This window comes from Nocardia africana NBRC 100379, from assembly GCF_001612635.1.
Lineage (GTDB): Bacteria > Actinomycetota > Actinomycetes > Mycobacteriales > Mycobacteriaceae > Nocardia > Nocardia africana.
In genome coordinates, this window is the sequence record NZ_BDAV01000010.1 from 126,738 (window position 1) to 141,143 (window position 14,406).

General features: G+C 68.8%; 13 protein-coding genes. 3 read left to right on the plus strand and 10 right to left on the minus strand.

Annotation, left to right across the window (positions count from 1 at the left end):
- Positions 1-19: 19 nt before the first annotated feature.
- The 4 genes from egtD to egtA all read right to left on the minus strand — a co-directional run bounded on the left by egtD (position 20) and on the right by egtA (position 4,521).
- Positions 20-991, minus strand: coding sequence for an L-histidine N(alpha)-methyltransferase (egtD, locus tag NA3_RS17745; RefSeq protein WP_062964752.1), 972 nt, complete (start codon positions 989-991; stop codon positions 20-22).
- On the minus strand, positions 988-1,833 hold the full coding sequence (gene egtC / locus NA3_RS17750) for an ergothioneine biosynthesis protein EgtC (RefSeq protein WP_062964753.1): 846 nt from the start codon (positions 1,831-1,833) through the stop codon (positions 988-990). The genes egtD and egtC overlap by 4 nt, the downstream gene beginning before the upstream one ends.
- Positions 1,833-3,170, minus strand: coding sequence for an ergothioneine biosynthesis protein EgtB (gene egtB, locus NA3_RS17755; RefSeq protein WP_062964754.1), 1,338 nt, complete (start codon positions 3,168-3,170; stop codon positions 1,833-1,835). Before egtB ends, egtC begins: the two co-directional genes overlap by 1 nt.
- 64 nt (positions 3,171-3,234) lie before the next feature.
- Positions 3,235-4,521, minus strand: a complete 1,287-nt coding sequence (egtA, locus tag NA3_RS17760) for an ergothioneine biosynthesis glutamate--cysteine ligase EgtA (protein ID WP_062964755.1) — start codon at positions 4,519-4,521, stop codon at positions 3,235-3,237.
- Between the two features lie 370 nt (positions 4,522-4,891).
- On the opposite strand from egtA, the gene NA3_RS17765 reads away from it, so the two are divergent.
- Positions 4,892-6,079: an aminotransferase class V-fold PLP-dependent enzyme gene (locus NA3_RS17765; protein WP_062964756.1), complete on the plus strand. Its 1,188-nt coding sequence runs from the start codon at positions 4,892-4,894 to the stop codon at positions 6,077-6,079.
- Positions 6,080-6,227: 148 nt separating this feature from the next.
- On the plus strand, positions 6,228-7,874 hold the full coding sequence (locus tag NA3_RS17770; protein WP_062964757.1) for a fatty acyl-AMP ligase: 1,647 nt from the start codon (positions 6,228-6,230) through the stop codon (positions 7,872-7,874).
- A gap of 12 nt (positions 7,875-7,886) precedes the next feature.
- On the opposite strand, the gene NA3_RS17775 is transcribed toward NA3_RS17770, so the two are convergent.
- The 4 genes from NA3_RS17775 to NA3_RS17790 all read right to left on the minus strand — a co-directional run bounded on the left by NA3_RS17775 (position 7,887) and on the right by NA3_RS17790 (position 10,712).
- Positions 7,887-8,984, minus strand: a complete 1,098-nt coding sequence (locus tag NA3_RS17775; RefSeq protein WP_062964966.1) for an ADP-ribosylglycohydrolase family protein — start codon at positions 8,982-8,984, stop codon at positions 7,887-7,889.
- 24 nt (positions 8,985-9,008) lie between these two features.
- Positions 9,009-9,587 carry an aminoacyl-tRNA hydrolase gene (gene pth / locus NA3_RS17780; protein ID WP_062964758.1) on the minus strand — a complete coding sequence of 193 codons (579 nt, stop codon included), beginning with the start codon at positions 9,585-9,587 and terminating at the stop codon, positions 9,009-9,011.
- A gap of 22 nt (positions 9,588-9,609) precedes the next feature.
- On the minus strand, positions 9,610-10,218 hold the full coding sequence (locus tag NA3_RS17785; RefSeq protein ID WP_062964759.1) for a 50S ribosomal protein L25/general stress protein Ctc: 609 nt from the start codon (positions 10,216-10,218) through the stop codon (positions 9,610-9,612).
- Between the two features lie 281 nt (positions 10,219-10,499).
- Positions 10,500-10,712 carry a hypothetical protein gene (locus tag NA3_RS17790; RefSeq protein ID WP_174561090.1) on the minus strand — a complete coding sequence of 71 codons (213 nt, stop codon included), beginning with the start codon at positions 10,710-10,712 and terminating at the stop codon, positions 10,500-10,502.
- A 236-nt stretch (positions 10,713-10,948) separates the two neighbouring features.
- Here NA3_RS17790 and NA3_RS17795 point away from each other — a divergent pair, with 236 nt between their 5' ends.
- Positions 10,949-12,568, plus strand: a complete 1,620-nt coding sequence (locus NA3_RS17795) for a peptide chain release factor 3 (RefSeq protein WP_084491651.1) — start codon at positions 10,949-10,951, stop codon at positions 12,566-12,568.
- Between the two features lie 83 nt (positions 12,569-12,651).
- Here NA3_RS17795 and NA3_RS17800 read toward each other — a convergent pair whose 3' ends face one another.
- Together NA3_RS17800 and NA3_RS38670 are read right to left on the minus strand one after the other, a co-directional pair.
- Positions 12,652-13,212: a nuclear transport factor 2 family protein gene (locus tag NA3_RS17800; protein WP_062964761.1), complete on the minus strand. Its 561-nt coding sequence runs from the start codon at positions 13,210-13,212 to the stop codon at positions 12,652-12,654.
- A gap of 90 nt (positions 13,213-13,302) precedes the next feature.
- Positions 13,303-14,175: a DUF4393 domain-containing protein gene (locus tag NA3_RS38670; RefSeq protein ID WP_030515219.1), complete on the minus strand. Its 873-nt coding sequence runs from the start codon at positions 14,173-14,175 to the stop codon at positions 13,303-13,305.
- Positions 14,176-14,406 lie beyond the last annotated feature (231 nt).

A 14,406-nucleotide genomic window follows, 5' to 3' on the forward strand; every position in this document is an offset into this window, starting at 1 on the left:
AGCACAGGGGGCCGGGTGATCAGCGTCGTTCGGCCAGCACCAGGGCGAAGCGGTCGTCCGGATCGGTCCACACCTGTTCGGTGGCGAATCCGGCGCTGTCCAGTTCCCGGCCGAGTCCGTCGACGCGGAACTTGGCCGAGATCTCGGTGCGCATCTGCTCACCCTGTGCGAAGTCGACGACCAGGTCGAGGTCGGCGACCGTGACCGTCATATCCCGGGTCGCCGCCAACCGCATCTCGATCCATTCGTTCTCCGCGTCCCAATGGGCGATATGGGCGAAGGCGTCCGGGTCGAAGTCGGCGTGCAACCGAGAGTTCAACACGTGCAGGACATTTCGGTTGAATTCGGCCGTCACCCCCGCGGCATCGTCGTAGGCGGGCACGAGCACGGCCGGATCGGTGACCAGCCCGGCCCCCAGCAGCAGTTGCTCCCCCGGCTCGAGCACCTGCTGGATGCCGGCCAGGAAATCCGCCCGCTCCTGCGGGACCAGATTGCCGATGGTGCCGCCCAGGAAGGCGATCATGCGGCGACCACCGCGCGGAAGATTGTGCAGGGTTTCGGTGAAATCACTGACCACACCGTGCACCGCGAGGTTCGGGAATTCGGTGCTGATCTGCTCGGCGGCACCGCGCAGCGCGGAAACCGACACATCCTGCGGCACATAGGTCTTCAGCGGCCCCTCGGACAACAGCGCCGAGAGCAGCAGACGCGTCTTGGCCGCCGAGCCGGCACCCAGCTCCACCAGTACCTCGGCCTGAGCGGTGCGTGCGATCTCGCCGACGACCCGCTCCAGTAACGCGCGCTCCGTGCGCGTCGGGTAGTACTCCGGCAGCTCGGTGATCGCTTCGAACAGCTCGCTGCCGCGCGCGTCGTAGAACCATTTCGGCGGCAGCGTCTTCGGATTCGCGGTGAGTCCGGTCCGAGCGTCCGATCGCAGGGCTGCGTCGAGATCGTCGTCGGTGAGGTGGATGTCCAGCGTCGGTTCGATCATGTACGGGCCCTTTCGGATTCATCAGGTCCTGCGCAGAGGGTGGGTTGTGCTGCGTCCAGCGGCTCGACCACGAGCAGGCCGGGCCGCACCGTCAGCAGCTGGCGGTCGGTGATCGCCTGCCAGCGCGGATCGTCGTCGTACGGTTCGGAGGAGACCACCGCGACGTCGTCGTCGACGAGCACCGACAGCGAGTGGTGAACCGTTGTCGCCCAGAGTGTTTCGCCGTCTCCGAGCAACAGGTTCAGCCGGGCGCTCGGCGCCTGCGCCAGGACGGCGCGCACCGTCGCCGCCACCGCGGCCGCGACCGCCCGGAGCCGGGCGTCGGACTCGCTGCGGCCCTCGAAGGTGGAGTACGTCGCGCCGATTCCGTCCAAGGCGGCGCGCAGCACCACCCAGAGTGCGGCCGAATCGGTCGCGGACTCGGCACCCAGCAGATCCGGGGACCCGAATCGGGTTGCCACCGCGGGCAATACCGTGCGCCAGTTCTGGATCACGCCGTTGTGGCTGAACGCCCATCCGCCGTCGGTGAACGGAGCGCAGGCGGTTCGCTCCACCGGCATCCCGACCGTGGCCGAACGCACCGCGGCCAGCACCGCCGGTGAGGACAGCTGCGGAAGCACCTCCTCGACCGCCGGGTCGGTCCAGATCGGCGCCGGATTGCGATAGCGGCTCGCGGTGCCCGCCCCGGTCCACCACGCGACGCCGAAACCGTCGGCGTTGACGCTTCCGCCGTGGCGCATATCGGTGGGCGCCCACGACTGGGTGCGCAGCGAATGCGTTCCGCGCGTGAGCAGTTCACCCACCGGCGCCGGCGGTCCCAGGTAGCCGAGATGTCGGCACATCAGCGCTCGTCCGGTCGCAGGTCGCGGGCGAGGCGGAAGCCGGAGAAGATCTGGCGGCGGATCGGGTGGTCCCAGTTGCGGAAGGTACTGCGGCAGGCGACCGGGTCCGTGCCGAAGGATCCGCCGCGCAGGACTCGGTAGTCGCCGCCGAAGAACACCTCGGAATATTCGCGGTAGGGAAACGCCGCGAATCCGGGATACGGCTCGAAACCAGACGCGGTCCACTCCCAGACGTCGCCGATCAACTGATGCACCCCGGACGGTGACGCACCGGCCGGGTAGGCGCCGACATCGGCCGGTTCCAGATGGCGCTGCCCCAGATTGGCGGTGGTGTCGTCGGGTTCGGCGTCGCCCCACGGATATCGCCGCGACCGCCCGGTGGCCGGATCGAACCGCGCGGCCTTCTCCCATTCGGCCTCGGTGGGCAGACGCTTCCCGGCCCAGTTGGCGTAGGCCTCGGCCTCGAACCAGCACACGTGCACCACCGGCTGCTGCGGGCGCACCGGCGCCGGCGTCCCGAAAACCCGTCGCCACCAGCGATTGTCGCTATCGCGCTCCCAGAACTGCGGCGCGGTCAGATCGGCCTCCACGCGGTGGGCCCAGCCGCGCTCCGACCACAGCTCGGGCCGGTGATAGCCCCCGTCCTCGATGAACGCCAGATATTGCGCATTCGTCACCGGCGCCGCATCGATCGCGAATGCGGGCAGGTGCACGCGATGTTCGGGACGCTCGTTGTCGAGCGCCCACGGGTCCGACGAGGTACCCATGGTGAATTCGCCTGCGGGGATGACGACTTCGTCGCCGACCGCGACGCGCGCGGCCGGTGCGGGCGCGGCGGTCAGCACCGCGGCGCCCGTGCGCAGCTGATGGGTGGCCAGCATGGTCTCATCGTGCTGCTGTTCGTGCTGGGCGATCATGCCGAAAGCGAAACCGCTGTCCACCAGCCGGTTTCCCCGCAGCGGACTGGAGTTCAGGACATCGAGCACCTTGTCTCGCACGGTGCCCACGTATCCGCGTGCCTGCGCCGGATCCAGCAGCGGCAGTGCCGGGCGGTCGGCGCGGGCATGCCGGAAGGCGTCGTAGAGGTGGTCGATATCGGCCCGCACCGGCTCACGTCCACCGACATCGCGGACCAGCCACAGTTCCTCCTGGTTGCCGATATGCGCCAGATCCCACACCAGCGGGCTCATCAGCGGCGAATGCTGGGCCACCAGGTCGGCCTCGTCCACGGCCTCGGTCAGAACCGTCGTGCGGGCGCGGGCGCGGGTCAGGACCTCCGCGATCTGTGCGCGTAATCGCTCGGTCGCGGCGTGATCGGTTCCGGTGTGAACGGTCATCAATGCTCTCCCAAGGGTCGTGCCCGGCGGCTCGTCGCACCGAGGTGCGCGTCGCCGGTCGTACTCATTCGGCCGTCTCGGCGGGTGCGCAGCGGGCGATCTCCCCGTCCGGAATGCGCCCGCCGCGACATCGCCGCACCGCGGCCCACACCTGCTCGGCCGCCTCGTCACTGCGGGCGTATTCGGCGGCCAGGCTCAGCAATTCGACTGCGACGGCACGGATCTGGGGATCGGCCAGGCCGCAGCGGGCGGCCGAGGCCCATTCGTCGGCGACCGGCTCGGCCAGTGCGGCCGCCTCCGCGACGACCTCCGGCGCCGACATCAGCGCGTCGATCACGTGGATCGGCACCGACCACTGGTCACCGGGCTGGGCGTCCAGATAGCGGACCTCGAGATGTCCGGCCGCCCGCACCGGAGGAAATACCGTGGTCAGGTGGTAGTCGAGATCCTCGATCTCCGGGCGGCGGCCGATCTCGTCGTCGAGCGCACCGCACAGCCAATCAGCGAAGGTCGCGCCCGGTGGCGCCGTCCAATCCGCCTCCGCCGGGCCGCGCCGCACGCACAGCAGCGGCGTGTCCAGCGCCCAGCGGCCGTATTCGGTGAGCGGATCGGCCCAGCTCCGCACCGGTGGCCGGGTGCGAGTGTGATCGAGCCGCAGCCAGGTGCGCATCCGCTGCGACGCCCAGGCGCCGGCGGGAGCTCCGTGCAGATTCGGCGAACAGGCGAAGGCCGCCACCAGGGCCGGGCCGACCGCGTACAGCGCGTTCCAGCGAGCCGCGATCTCGGCGGTATCGGCACCCGCGTCCACGCTGACCTGCGTGGCGGCGGTATTGCACATCATCAGCTTGCCGTACGGGCCCAGGCCCGCGAACGCCCGTTCCATCGCGCGATAACGCGGCAGGCGAAGCACCCGGCGGGCCTGCCGACCGGCATCGGCGGCGACGGAATACGTTCGGATGGATCGGGTTTCGAGAAGGCCGGAGAGAAAGCGAGAATCCTCGAGCAGCCGGGCGCAGAGTTGCGCGGCATCGGCGAAGGGGGCGCTGGACAGTTCGATCTGACCACCGGGTTCGAGGGTGATCCGGCTGCCACCTGGAAGTACTTTGGCGGGTGAATCGGGCGAAATAGACTGCGGGGCATAAGGTCCCAACGCATCCGCGAGCATCGACAAGCGCGGACGCGAATCCGGTGCCGACAGCTCCCCGCGAGCGGTGAGCCACTCCAGTTCGGCACCGATCAACGCGGGTGGGCCCTGTTTGAAACAGACACCTCCCACATAGGCCTCCGCCGCGGCGCGCGAAGACAAACCGGCACCCAACCCGGCCGGCGCCTTGTCCACCGTTACCGCCATGCCAACCTCCGCTCGAGCCTGCGGGGGATCACCCACCGCGTTCCGCTCACCCTGAGCCCATGTCGGCGACAGTGCCGCATCGACCGGGTGCCGGTATTGCGTGTAGCAGTGCAACGAGAGACCGCCCCCGGTTCTTCCGTCGCTCGAACCAGGGTAGCCGCGCCCACCGACACACAATCCGTCGAAATGGTGAACAAGCCGGTCACGGCGGTACCACCAGCCCCATCGCCCCCACCGAACGCCGCCGTGCCACCTCCCTGCGCGGCGGTGCCCGCCGGAACGGGTGACCGCGGAGCCGGCGCGGCTGATCCGGGCCGTTCTCGGGACTGCGTCGGGCGGCCGTGGGTGGTGATGGCCTACCGTCGACAGGGTGCTCGATACCGATCGCCTGCGCGCCGATATTCCCGCCTACGACACCGTCGGACCGCCGCCGGTCTTCCTCGACAGCGCGGGGTCCTCACTGCCCCCGCGCATCGTCGTCGATACCGCGGTGGCGCATCTGCGGCGGGAGGCCGAGATCGGCGGCTATCGCGCCGCCTCGGAGCGGCTCGATGATCTGGCGGCGGTCAAGACCGCGATCGCGACGTTGATCAACACCGACGCCTCGGCCATCGCCCTGAGCGACAGCGCCTCCCGGTCCTGGTCGGATTTCTTCTACGCCGTCCCGCTGCGACCGGGCGATCGCATTCTGGTCTCGGGTTCGGACTACGCCAGCAATGTGATCGCGGCCCTGCAGCGGGCGCGGGCGGCGGGGGCGACCGTCGAGACCATCCCCGGCGACGAGACCGGGCAGATCGACCTGGTGGCCCTCGACGCCATGCTCGACGACCGCGTGAAGATCGTCTCGCTGCTGCACGCCCCCACCAACGGCGGGCTGGTCAACCCGGTCGCCGAGGCCACCCGCATCGCCCATCGCGTCGGTGCGCTGGTACTGCTGGATGCCTGCCAGTCGGCCGGTCAGATCGCCATCGACGTCGCCGAGCTGGGCGTCGACGCGATGTCGGCCACCGGCCGCAAGTGGTTGCGCGGCCCGCGTGGCACCGGCTTCCTCTACGTCCACCCGGATGTCTGCCGCGAACTCGAACCCGGCCGCCTCGATCTGCACAGCGCCGCGTGGACCGGACCCCGGGAATACCGCGTGGCATCCGATGCGAGCCGCTTCGAATTCTGGGAATGCGACGTGGCGGCGCGACTGGGCCTCGGCGCGGCCGTGCGGTATCTGCTGGATCTGGGGCCGGAGAACGTCTTCGCCGACGTGGCCGCCAAGGCGGGACATCTGCGCGAGAATCTGCCGTCGATCCGGGGTGTCACCGTGCGGGACCTCGGCACCGAACACTCGGGCATCGTCTCGTTCACCGTCGACGGAGTCGATCCGGACGAGGTGCGCGAGAGTCTGCGTGCCGCAGACATCACGGTGACGGTCAGTTACCGTAGCTCGACGCTGCTCGACATGTCCGCGCGGCGGCTCGAGTCCGTGGTGCGTGCCTCGCCGCACTGCTTCGTCACCCTCGAGGAGCTCGATCGCTTCCTCGAGGCAGTCGACCGCCTCGCGGGCTGAGGCGGCCGAACCGAGTTCCGATTTCCATCGTGTTATTCGTAGTGCGACGCTGAAACGATCACGCTCCGGCGCCGGCTAACGCCGCGCCCGCGCACCGAGATAGTGCAGATGTGCCGACCGCCGGTCGGGTGGAGACGGGAGTTCGAGGGTGAGCCGGTTCACCGAGGAAATGTTCGCGACCGCACAACGTTCCCGCCGGGGGCTGATCACCGGGGAGCCGGAGGCGCCGCTACGCCGGGGTTGGGACGAGATCCACCGCCTCGCACGGCGAATGGCGGGCGGGCTCGCGGCAGCCGGGATCGAGCACGGCGACGCCGTCGGCGTGCTGGCGGGTATGCCCGCCGATATCGCGCCGGCCACCCAGGCGATCTGGATGCGCGGGGCGTCGATCACCATGCTGCATCAGCCGACGCCGCGCACGGATCTGCAATTATGGGCCCGCGACACCGAGACGGTGCTGCAGATGATCGAGGCCCGCGCGGTGGTGCTGGGCGCACCGTTCGAGGTGGCGGCACCGCTGCTGGCCGAACGCGGTATCACCGTTGTCCTGACCGACGACCTGGCCACGGGGCCCGACACCGATCCGGTGCCGACCGAGGAATCCGATATCGCTCTGCAGCAGTTGACCTCCGGTTCCACCGGATCGCCGAAGGCGGTGCGGATCACGCACGAGAACTTCTACGTCAACGCCTACGCCATGTTCGACCGGGTGAAGTTCCAGCTCGATCAGGACGTGATGGTCAGCTGGCTGCCGCTGTTCCACGATATGGGCATGGTCGGATTCCTCAGCGTGCCGATGCAATTGGGCGCCGAGGTGGTCTGTGTGACGCCGATGGACTTCCTGCGGCGGCCGATCCTGTGGGCCGAACTGATCTCGAAATACCGCGGAACGGTCACGGCCGCACCCAATTTCGCCTATTCGCTGCTGACCCGCCGCCTGGCGCGCGCCGAGGACGGCTCCCTGGATCTGAGCAGCGTGCGATACATGTGGAACGGCGCCGAACCGGTCGACCCCGACACCATGGACGCCCTCGCCGCGGCCGGGAAACGCTTCGGCCTCAGCGCGTCCGCGCTCACGCCGGTGTACGGCATGGCCGAAACGACGCTGGCGGTGTCGATTCCGGATCCGGGTGTCGGGCAGGTCGTCGACATCGTCGACGCGGATCTGCTCGAGGCGCTCGGCAAGGCGGTTCCGGTGACGGATGCGCAGGCCCACCACGGCAATCTGCGCCGTCTCCCCCTGCTCGGACGCCCGGTGGACAATCTGGAGATGCGGGTGGTCGACGACGAGCGCCGGCCGCTACCGACCCGGACGGTGGGTGTGCTCGAGGTACGGGGTCCCGCGGTCACGGCGGGGTATGTGACCGTCGAGGGTTTCCGGCCCGCTCGTGACGCCGAGGGCTGGCTCGACACGGGCGATATCGGCTACCTGATCGAGGACGGGTCGGTGGTGGTCTGCGGCCGGATCAAGGACGTGATCATCATGGGCGGGCGCAACATCTTCCCGACCGACATCGAACGCGCCGCGCTGCGCGTCGCCGGGGTGCGGCCGGGCAACGCGGTCGCGGTGCGCCTGGACGCCGGGCAGAAGCGGGAGAGTTTCGCGGTCGTGGTGGAGAGCAACGACTTCCAGGATCCCGAGGCGGTGCGCCGGATCGAGCACGAGGTCGTGCACGAGGTCTTCAGCGCGGTCGGCGCCCGCCCGCGCAGCGTCACCGTTCTCGGCCCGGGCGCGCTGCCGAAGACGTCCTCGGGAAAACTGCGCCGCTCGGCCACCGCGGCGCACCTGAACTGATCGTCACGAGAGTTACTGCGGTACCGGATCTTCCGGCGCGTCCAGCGGGTAGCGGTCGCCGAGGGGGATCCGGTCGCGGTACACGAACGCGGCGACCAGATCGTCGGCGACGCGCGCCAGATCGTCGCGGCCCTCGACCGCACCGCACCAGTCCAGCGGCAGCGCCGCGAGGCCGTGGCGGGCGCCGAGGATATTGCCCGCCACCGAGCCGGTGGAATCGGAATCCCCGGAGTGGTTGACCGACAACAGGAATGCGCGGCGCAGGTCTCCGGTCCGCTCGGCGTCCAGCGCGCAGTAGACGCCGATGGCCAGGCATTCCTCGGCCACCCAGCCCGCACCGACCTGTTCGACCCCCTCGGAGGTGGCGGCCCCGGCGTCCGCGATGGTTACGGCCTTGCGCAGAGCGGCGGCGGTTTCCGCGCCACCGGCGACCGCCTCGACCTGACTCGTGGTGTCCTGCACCGCGGTTCGCAGATCGACGCCGTTCACCAGCCGGTCGATCAGCGCGGCGACGGCGCCGGCGGCCAGGTATCCGGTGGGATGGCCGTGGGTGAGCTGGGCACACCGCGCCGAGGCCTGGAAGGCGGCCTCGGGTCCGAGGACGGCCAATCCGAACGGGGCGGATCGCATGACCGTGCCGCATCCCTTGGAATCCTCGTTCACCGGGCCCGGGACGCCGAAGGGATGGGGTTCGCGATAGCTTCGCGCCTGCCGATTCAGCCCGCCCATACACGCGTTGCCCGGTGCGCGCACCGCGTACAGATACGGCAGACTCGCCAGCCAGCCGTCGGGGCGCGCGTCGGGTGCGTGTTCCCGTTGCGTCCGCAGCCAGCGCAGATAGGCGCCGCGCAGAGCCGGCGCCGGATCCGCACCCGGCACGCACCGCAACAGCCCTTCGGCGGTGAACAGCGTCATCTGGGTGTCGTCGGTGATCTGCCGGGGCGCGGATTCGTCTGCCGCCGGGGCGAATCCGGTGAGCCCGTCGGGGCCGAACCGATCCCGGATCTGTTCCAGTTTCAGGAATTCGATCGGCCAGCCCAGCGCATCACCGACCGCCCCGCCCAGTAGCGTGCCCCGATACCGATCGAAAATCGTCGTGTAGTCCTGCACGACCACGATCTTCGCACCGGATCGTCAATGCAGCTGGTTCTGGGCGGTTTCCAGGCCCACCCGCAACAACAACTCCACCGCGTCGGCGGTCTGTTCGACCAGCACCGGAACCTCTTTGCGTTCGGGCGCGGAGAACGGTTTGAGCACGAAATCGGCCGGGTCCTGCCGGCCGGGCGGGCGGCCCACCCCGAACCGCACCCGCAGATAGTCCTTGGTGGACAGGGCATTCGAGATCGAACGCAGCCCGTTGTGACCGCCTTCGCCGCCGCCACGCTTGAGCCGGATGCTGCCGAAGGGCAGATCCAGTTCGTCGTGCACGACGATGACCTCGGTGGGCGGAATCGAGAAGAACCGGGCCAGCGCCGCGACGGGACGGCCGGACAGATTCATGTAGGTACGCGGCTTGGCCAGCAGCACCTTGCGCCCGTCGAGCCGGGCCTCGAGCAGATCGGCGCCCGACTTCTTGTGCACGGTGAACCGGCCGCCGATGCGCTCGGCGAGCACATCGGCGACCAGGAAACCGGCATTGTGCCTGGTGCGCTCGTATTCGGGCCCGGGGTTACCCAAACCCACCACGAGCGCGGGGGCAGGAGATTCCGTCATCGAAATCCGTTGAACGACCGAATTATTCGGCGCTCTCGGCCTCACCCTCGGCCTCGCCCGCACCCTCGCCCTCGACGGCTTCGGCGGCCGGAGCGACGATGATGTTGACGATCAGGGCCTCCGGGTCACCGGACAGGGCAGCGCCCTTCGGCAGCTCGACCTGACCGGCGGTGATCTGGGTGCCGGCCTCGGCGCCCTCGATCGAGACCTCGATGGACTCGGGCACGTTCAGCGCGTCGACCTCGATCGACACGGTGGTGGCCTCCTGGGTGACCAGGGTGCCCGGGCCCGCATCGCCGGCCAGCGCGACCGGCACGTCCACGACGACCTTCTCGCCACGCTTGACGATCAGCAGGTCGGCGTGCTCGATGTAGCGGCGGATCGGGTGCACGACCACGGACTTGGTCATGGCCAGCTGCTTCTTGCCGTCGATCTCGAGGTTCAGGACGGCGTTGGTGCCGTGCTCACGCAGGATCGCGGCGAAGGCCTGGGCGTTGACCGCCAGGTGCTTCGGCGCCTCGCCGTGGCCGTACAGGACGGCGGGAACGTTGCCGTCGCGACGGGTGCGGCGCGCGGCGCCCTTGCCGAATTCGGTGCGGGTCTGAGCTGCGAGAACGCTGACGTCGGACATGACTGAAATACTCTCCTACGGCTTTCCGGGGCGGACGGTGTGCTGGCCAGGTACTGTCCTGATTCGGACGGCCCTGGCGAAAGGGTCTGCTCGTCGGGCGATGACCGCACGACAACGGCCGGAAGCCGAGCCGCGTCGATCACGGTGTGCACTGGGTGCGACACCCTCGCCGAGACAACCTGAGAACAATAGCATGTAGCGAAAAACGCTTTCGCGCAGCACCCCGATGCGGTAATGCACGCCGGACGGGCGAACGCCGGTTCGGCTTCACCCCGGCCGGTTCAGGCGGATTCGGCGCGAAAGTGCGCCGCGTAGCAATCCACGTAGCGGCGGCCCGAGCGCATCGCCAATTCCACCATGAGGTCGTCGGTCGCGGTGCGCACCGCGGCGCGATCGACCGGCAGGAAGGTGCGGGGCGCACCGAAGACGATGCGGACCTTGCCGAAGCGCAGCAGCCGCCGCCCACGCCGCTTCACCCGATCGGTGCCGCTCAACGCTACCGGCACCACCGGGGCGCCGGTCTGCATCGCCACCCGGATCACGCCGGGCATCGACCTGGACCGGCTCGTCCTGCGGACCGTCGCCCAGCATCTGTCCGACTGACCTCGCGTCCGGCACACCCGCCCTGACCGGCGGCTTTTCCGGAGTCACTCCCCTGCCCGCTGCGAGCCGAACGTCCCCGTTCCCGTATTCTGGTACTTTGCCCTGTCCCGCGAAGAGGAGCCGATCGGTGAATTCCCCCGCAGCCAGTACGACCACATCCGGGCGGGTGGCGCAGGAGGCGGAACGGCGGCGCACCTTCGCGGTGATCTCCCATCCGGACGCGGGTAAATCGACGCTCACCGAGGCCCTGGCCCTGCACGCGAAGATGATTTCCGAGGCCGGTGCCATTCACGGGAAATCGGGACGGAAGTCGACCGTTTCCGACTGGATGGAAATGGAGAAGGCGCGCGGTATTTCCGTCAGCTCCACGGCACTGCAGTTCGAATACGGCGAGTGCGTGATCAATCTGGTCGACACGCCCGGCCACTCCGATTTCTCCGAGGACACCTACCGGGTGCTGACGGCCGTCGACGCCGCGGTCATGCTCATCGATGCCGCCAAGGGCCTGGAGCCGCAGACACTCAAACTGTTCCAGGTCTGCCGCCACCGCGGCATCCCGGTGATCACCGTGATCAACAAGTGGGACCGCCCGGGACGGGCGCCGCTGGAACTGCTCGACGAGATCAGCGAGCGGATCGGCCTGACCCCCACGCCGCTGTTCCTGCCGGTCGGCATCGCGGGCGATTTCCGCGGCCTGCTGCGCCGCGGTCCCGAGGGCGCCGCCACCGAATACATCCACTTCACCCGGACCGCGGGTGGCGCGACCATCGCGCCGGAGGAGTCGTACACACCCGAGCAGGCCGCCGCGCGCGAAGGCGAACCGTGGGAGACCGCGGCCGAGGAGAGCGAACTGCTCTCGGCCACCGGCCAGGACCACGATCAGGAACTGTTCCTCGCCGGGCAGACCTCACCGGTCATCTACGCCTCCGCGATGCTGAACTTCGGCGTGCGGCAACTGCTCGACACGCTGGTGGCGCTGGCCCCGCCGCCCGGCCCGCGCGCCGACGTCGACGGCGCCCCGCGAGAGCCCGCCGACCCGTTCAGCGCGGTCGTGTTCAAGGTGCAGGCCGGTATGGACGCCGCACATCGCGACCGGCTGGCGTTCATGCGCATCGTCTCCGGCGAATTCGAGCGCGGCATGGTCGTCACGCACGCCCAGACCGGACGCCCCTTCGCGACGAAATACGCGCTGACCGTCTTCGGCCGTGAGCGCGCCACCGTCGACACCGCCTATCCGGGCGATGTGGTCGGTCTGGTCAACGCGACCGCACTCGCCCCCGGGCACACGCTGTTCGTGGACAAGAAGGTGGAGTTCCCGCCGATTCCGTCCTTCGCGCCGGAACATTTCGCCACCCTGCGCGCTCGCAGCGCGGGCAAGTACAAGCAGTTCCGCAAGGCCATCGACCAGCTCGACTCCGAGGGCGTGGTGCAGGTGCTGCGCAACGATCTGCGCGGCGACGCCTCGCCCGTGCTGGCGGCGGTCGGCCCCATGCAGTTCGAGGTGGTCACCGCCCGCATGCAGGCCGAATTCAACGTCGAAACGCAGCTGGACTTCCTGCCCTATCAGCTGGCCCGGCGCACCGACGCCGCCTCGTCGCCGGAGTTGGACCGCCAGCGCGGCGTCGAGGTCTTCACCCGCAGCGACGGCGTGATCCTGGCCCTGTTCAGCGACAAGTGGCGGCTGCAGTACATCGAGAAGGAAATGCCGGAGCTGACGCTGGAACCGCTCGTCGCGACCGCGGACTGACGGGTCGGCCGGAGGCGGCAGCGGAGCGTAACCACGGAGGCCGGCACGTCAGTCCGCCGACCGACACAGACTGAGAGGGGCGGTTACCCGATCGCCTCGTCCGGTTCTTCCTCGGCCGGCCCGCCGGGGGTGTCCTCGATATTCGACACCACAGCCGGGATATCGGGCACCGAACCCGGTTCGCCGGTGATCACTCCCCAGCGGCTGGCGGTCAGGCGCAGACTCGGCAGGTCCGACAGCGACAGCACCACCTCGTAGGTCCGCTCGTATCCGGTGTGGGCGATGCGCCAATGGCCGTCCTCGCAGAGCACATACCGGTCGTTGTAGAACGCCGCCCCGCGCAGCAGCATGTTGTGACCGGGGATGAGCACGGTGTCGGCCAGGTACCAGGTGCCGGTCGCCGCATCGCCGTCGATATCGATCTCGGGATGGTCGCACCGATGTTCGGTGATGACGTGGGGCCCGAGGGTATTGCGCATGAACGCCAGGAACGCATCACGCGACTCGAACTGCAGATACTCGCTGTAGGTCGCCGTCGCCTCCGGGATCATCGTGTCGGCGAAGTCTTCCCACGATTTGGTGTCGAGTGCTCTCAGGTACCGGAACTTCAGCCGGCTGATCGCGGAGACGGCATCGGAGTCCATACCTCCACAATCCCACCGGATCCGGCGAATCTGCGCAGATCGGAAAATAGGTATCGTATCGCTACACAGCGTTGACCGGCGGCCTGGGGATCAGGACCCGTTGATGGTGAAGCAGGTCTTGCAGAAGTCCTCGCCGAATTCGGTGAGGCGCAAGCTCTTTCGCACGATCTTGGGCACCCGGCCGGCCTGCTTGAGCGCCGATTCCACGATCGGCTGGACCTCGAGCACCATATAACGGCTCAGGACCACCGGGTCGTCGGAGGTGGTCAGCAGACCGAGCCGGTTCAGATTGATCAGATATAGCCGCGACCGGTCCGGATAGCGCACGCCGGCCTGCTCCGGGACCGACGTCAGATCTCCCGCGACCAGCTCGGAACCGATCCCCAGCGGCCGGTTGGTGCGCACGTCGACCGAGGGCTGCGGCCCGTTGATGGCCATGAAGCGCAGAATCCGCGCCTCGTCCGAGGAGAGCTGATCGAGGATGCGGTCGTAGGCCGGATGCACTTCCTCGGTGAAATACACATCGGCCGAGCGCGCGAGCAGATTGTCGCCGCGACGGCGCAGATCGACCAGGGTCGACGAGCGGACCAGCCCGCCGGTCGACGGCCCGGGCGCCTGGCCGTTGGTGGGGACGTAGCTGACGATCTCGCGCACCGACCCCTCGGTGACGCCGAGGACGCTGCGGGCGACGGACTGCAGTGCGGCTCCGGTGCGTTCGGCGATCTCGGTGGAGGATTCGCCGTCCAGCGCGGCCTGGGCGATCTGCTTGGTGACCTCGAGGCCGGTGCCGACGGCCCACTGGCCGCCGCGGACCGCGGTCCCGGCTGCCAGGCCGGCAGCCCGGAAGACGCCGCGGATCATGCGGGCTTCGTTGCTGATCTGCCGCTTCTCCACGTCCGAGCTGCGTTCCACAGCGCGGGAACCGGGTCGGACCACATCCTGTCCGGTCCTGTCGTCTGTCACGTCATTCTCCGAATATCGCCAGGTGAACGAGTCCGCTCACATATTCTTACCGCACCCCGACGGCCACCGGCCATGTTCGGCGGCTCTCAGCCATGAGCGCCGACACCCGTCAGCGATAGCGGCATGAATGTGGTTCCGGTCATTCTTGCGGCTGCCGCTGTCCGGTGCGACATTCCGATCGCACGATGTGATCGAAGTCTCCGCCATACGCTACCGTGTAGCAGCTTCCGA

What these genes read in the sequence shown, in the direction of transcription:
- egtA (WP_062964755.1), bottom strand. Translation starts at nt 4,521, where the DNA reads ATGGCGGTAACGGTGGACAAGGCGCCGGCCGGGTTGGGTGCCGGTTTG.
- egtC (WP_062964753.1), bottom strand. Translation starts at nt 1,833, where the DNA reads ATGTGCCGACATCTCGGCTACCTGGGACCGCCGGCGCCGGTGGGTGAA.
- NA3_RS17800 (WP_062964761.1), bottom strand. Translation starts at nt 13,212, where the DNA reads ATGGACTCCGATGCCGTCTCCGCGATCAGCCGGCTGAAGTTCCGGTAC.
- egtD (WP_062964752.1), bottom strand. Translation starts at nt 991, where the DNA reads ATGATCGAACCGACGCTGGACATCCACCTCACCGACGACGATCTCGAC.
- pth (WP_062964758.1), bottom strand. Translation starts at nt 9,587, where the DNA reads ATGACGGAATCTCCTGCCCCCGCGCTCGTGGTGGGTTTGGGTAACCCC.
- egtB (WP_062964754.1), bottom strand. Translation starts at nt 3,170, where the DNA reads ATGACCGTTCACACCGGAACCGATCACGCCGCGACCGAGCGATTACGC.
- NA3_RS17785 (WP_062964759.1), bottom strand. Translation starts at nt 10,218, where the DNA reads ATGTCCGACGTCAGCGTTCTCGCAGCTCAGACCCGCACCGAATTCGGC.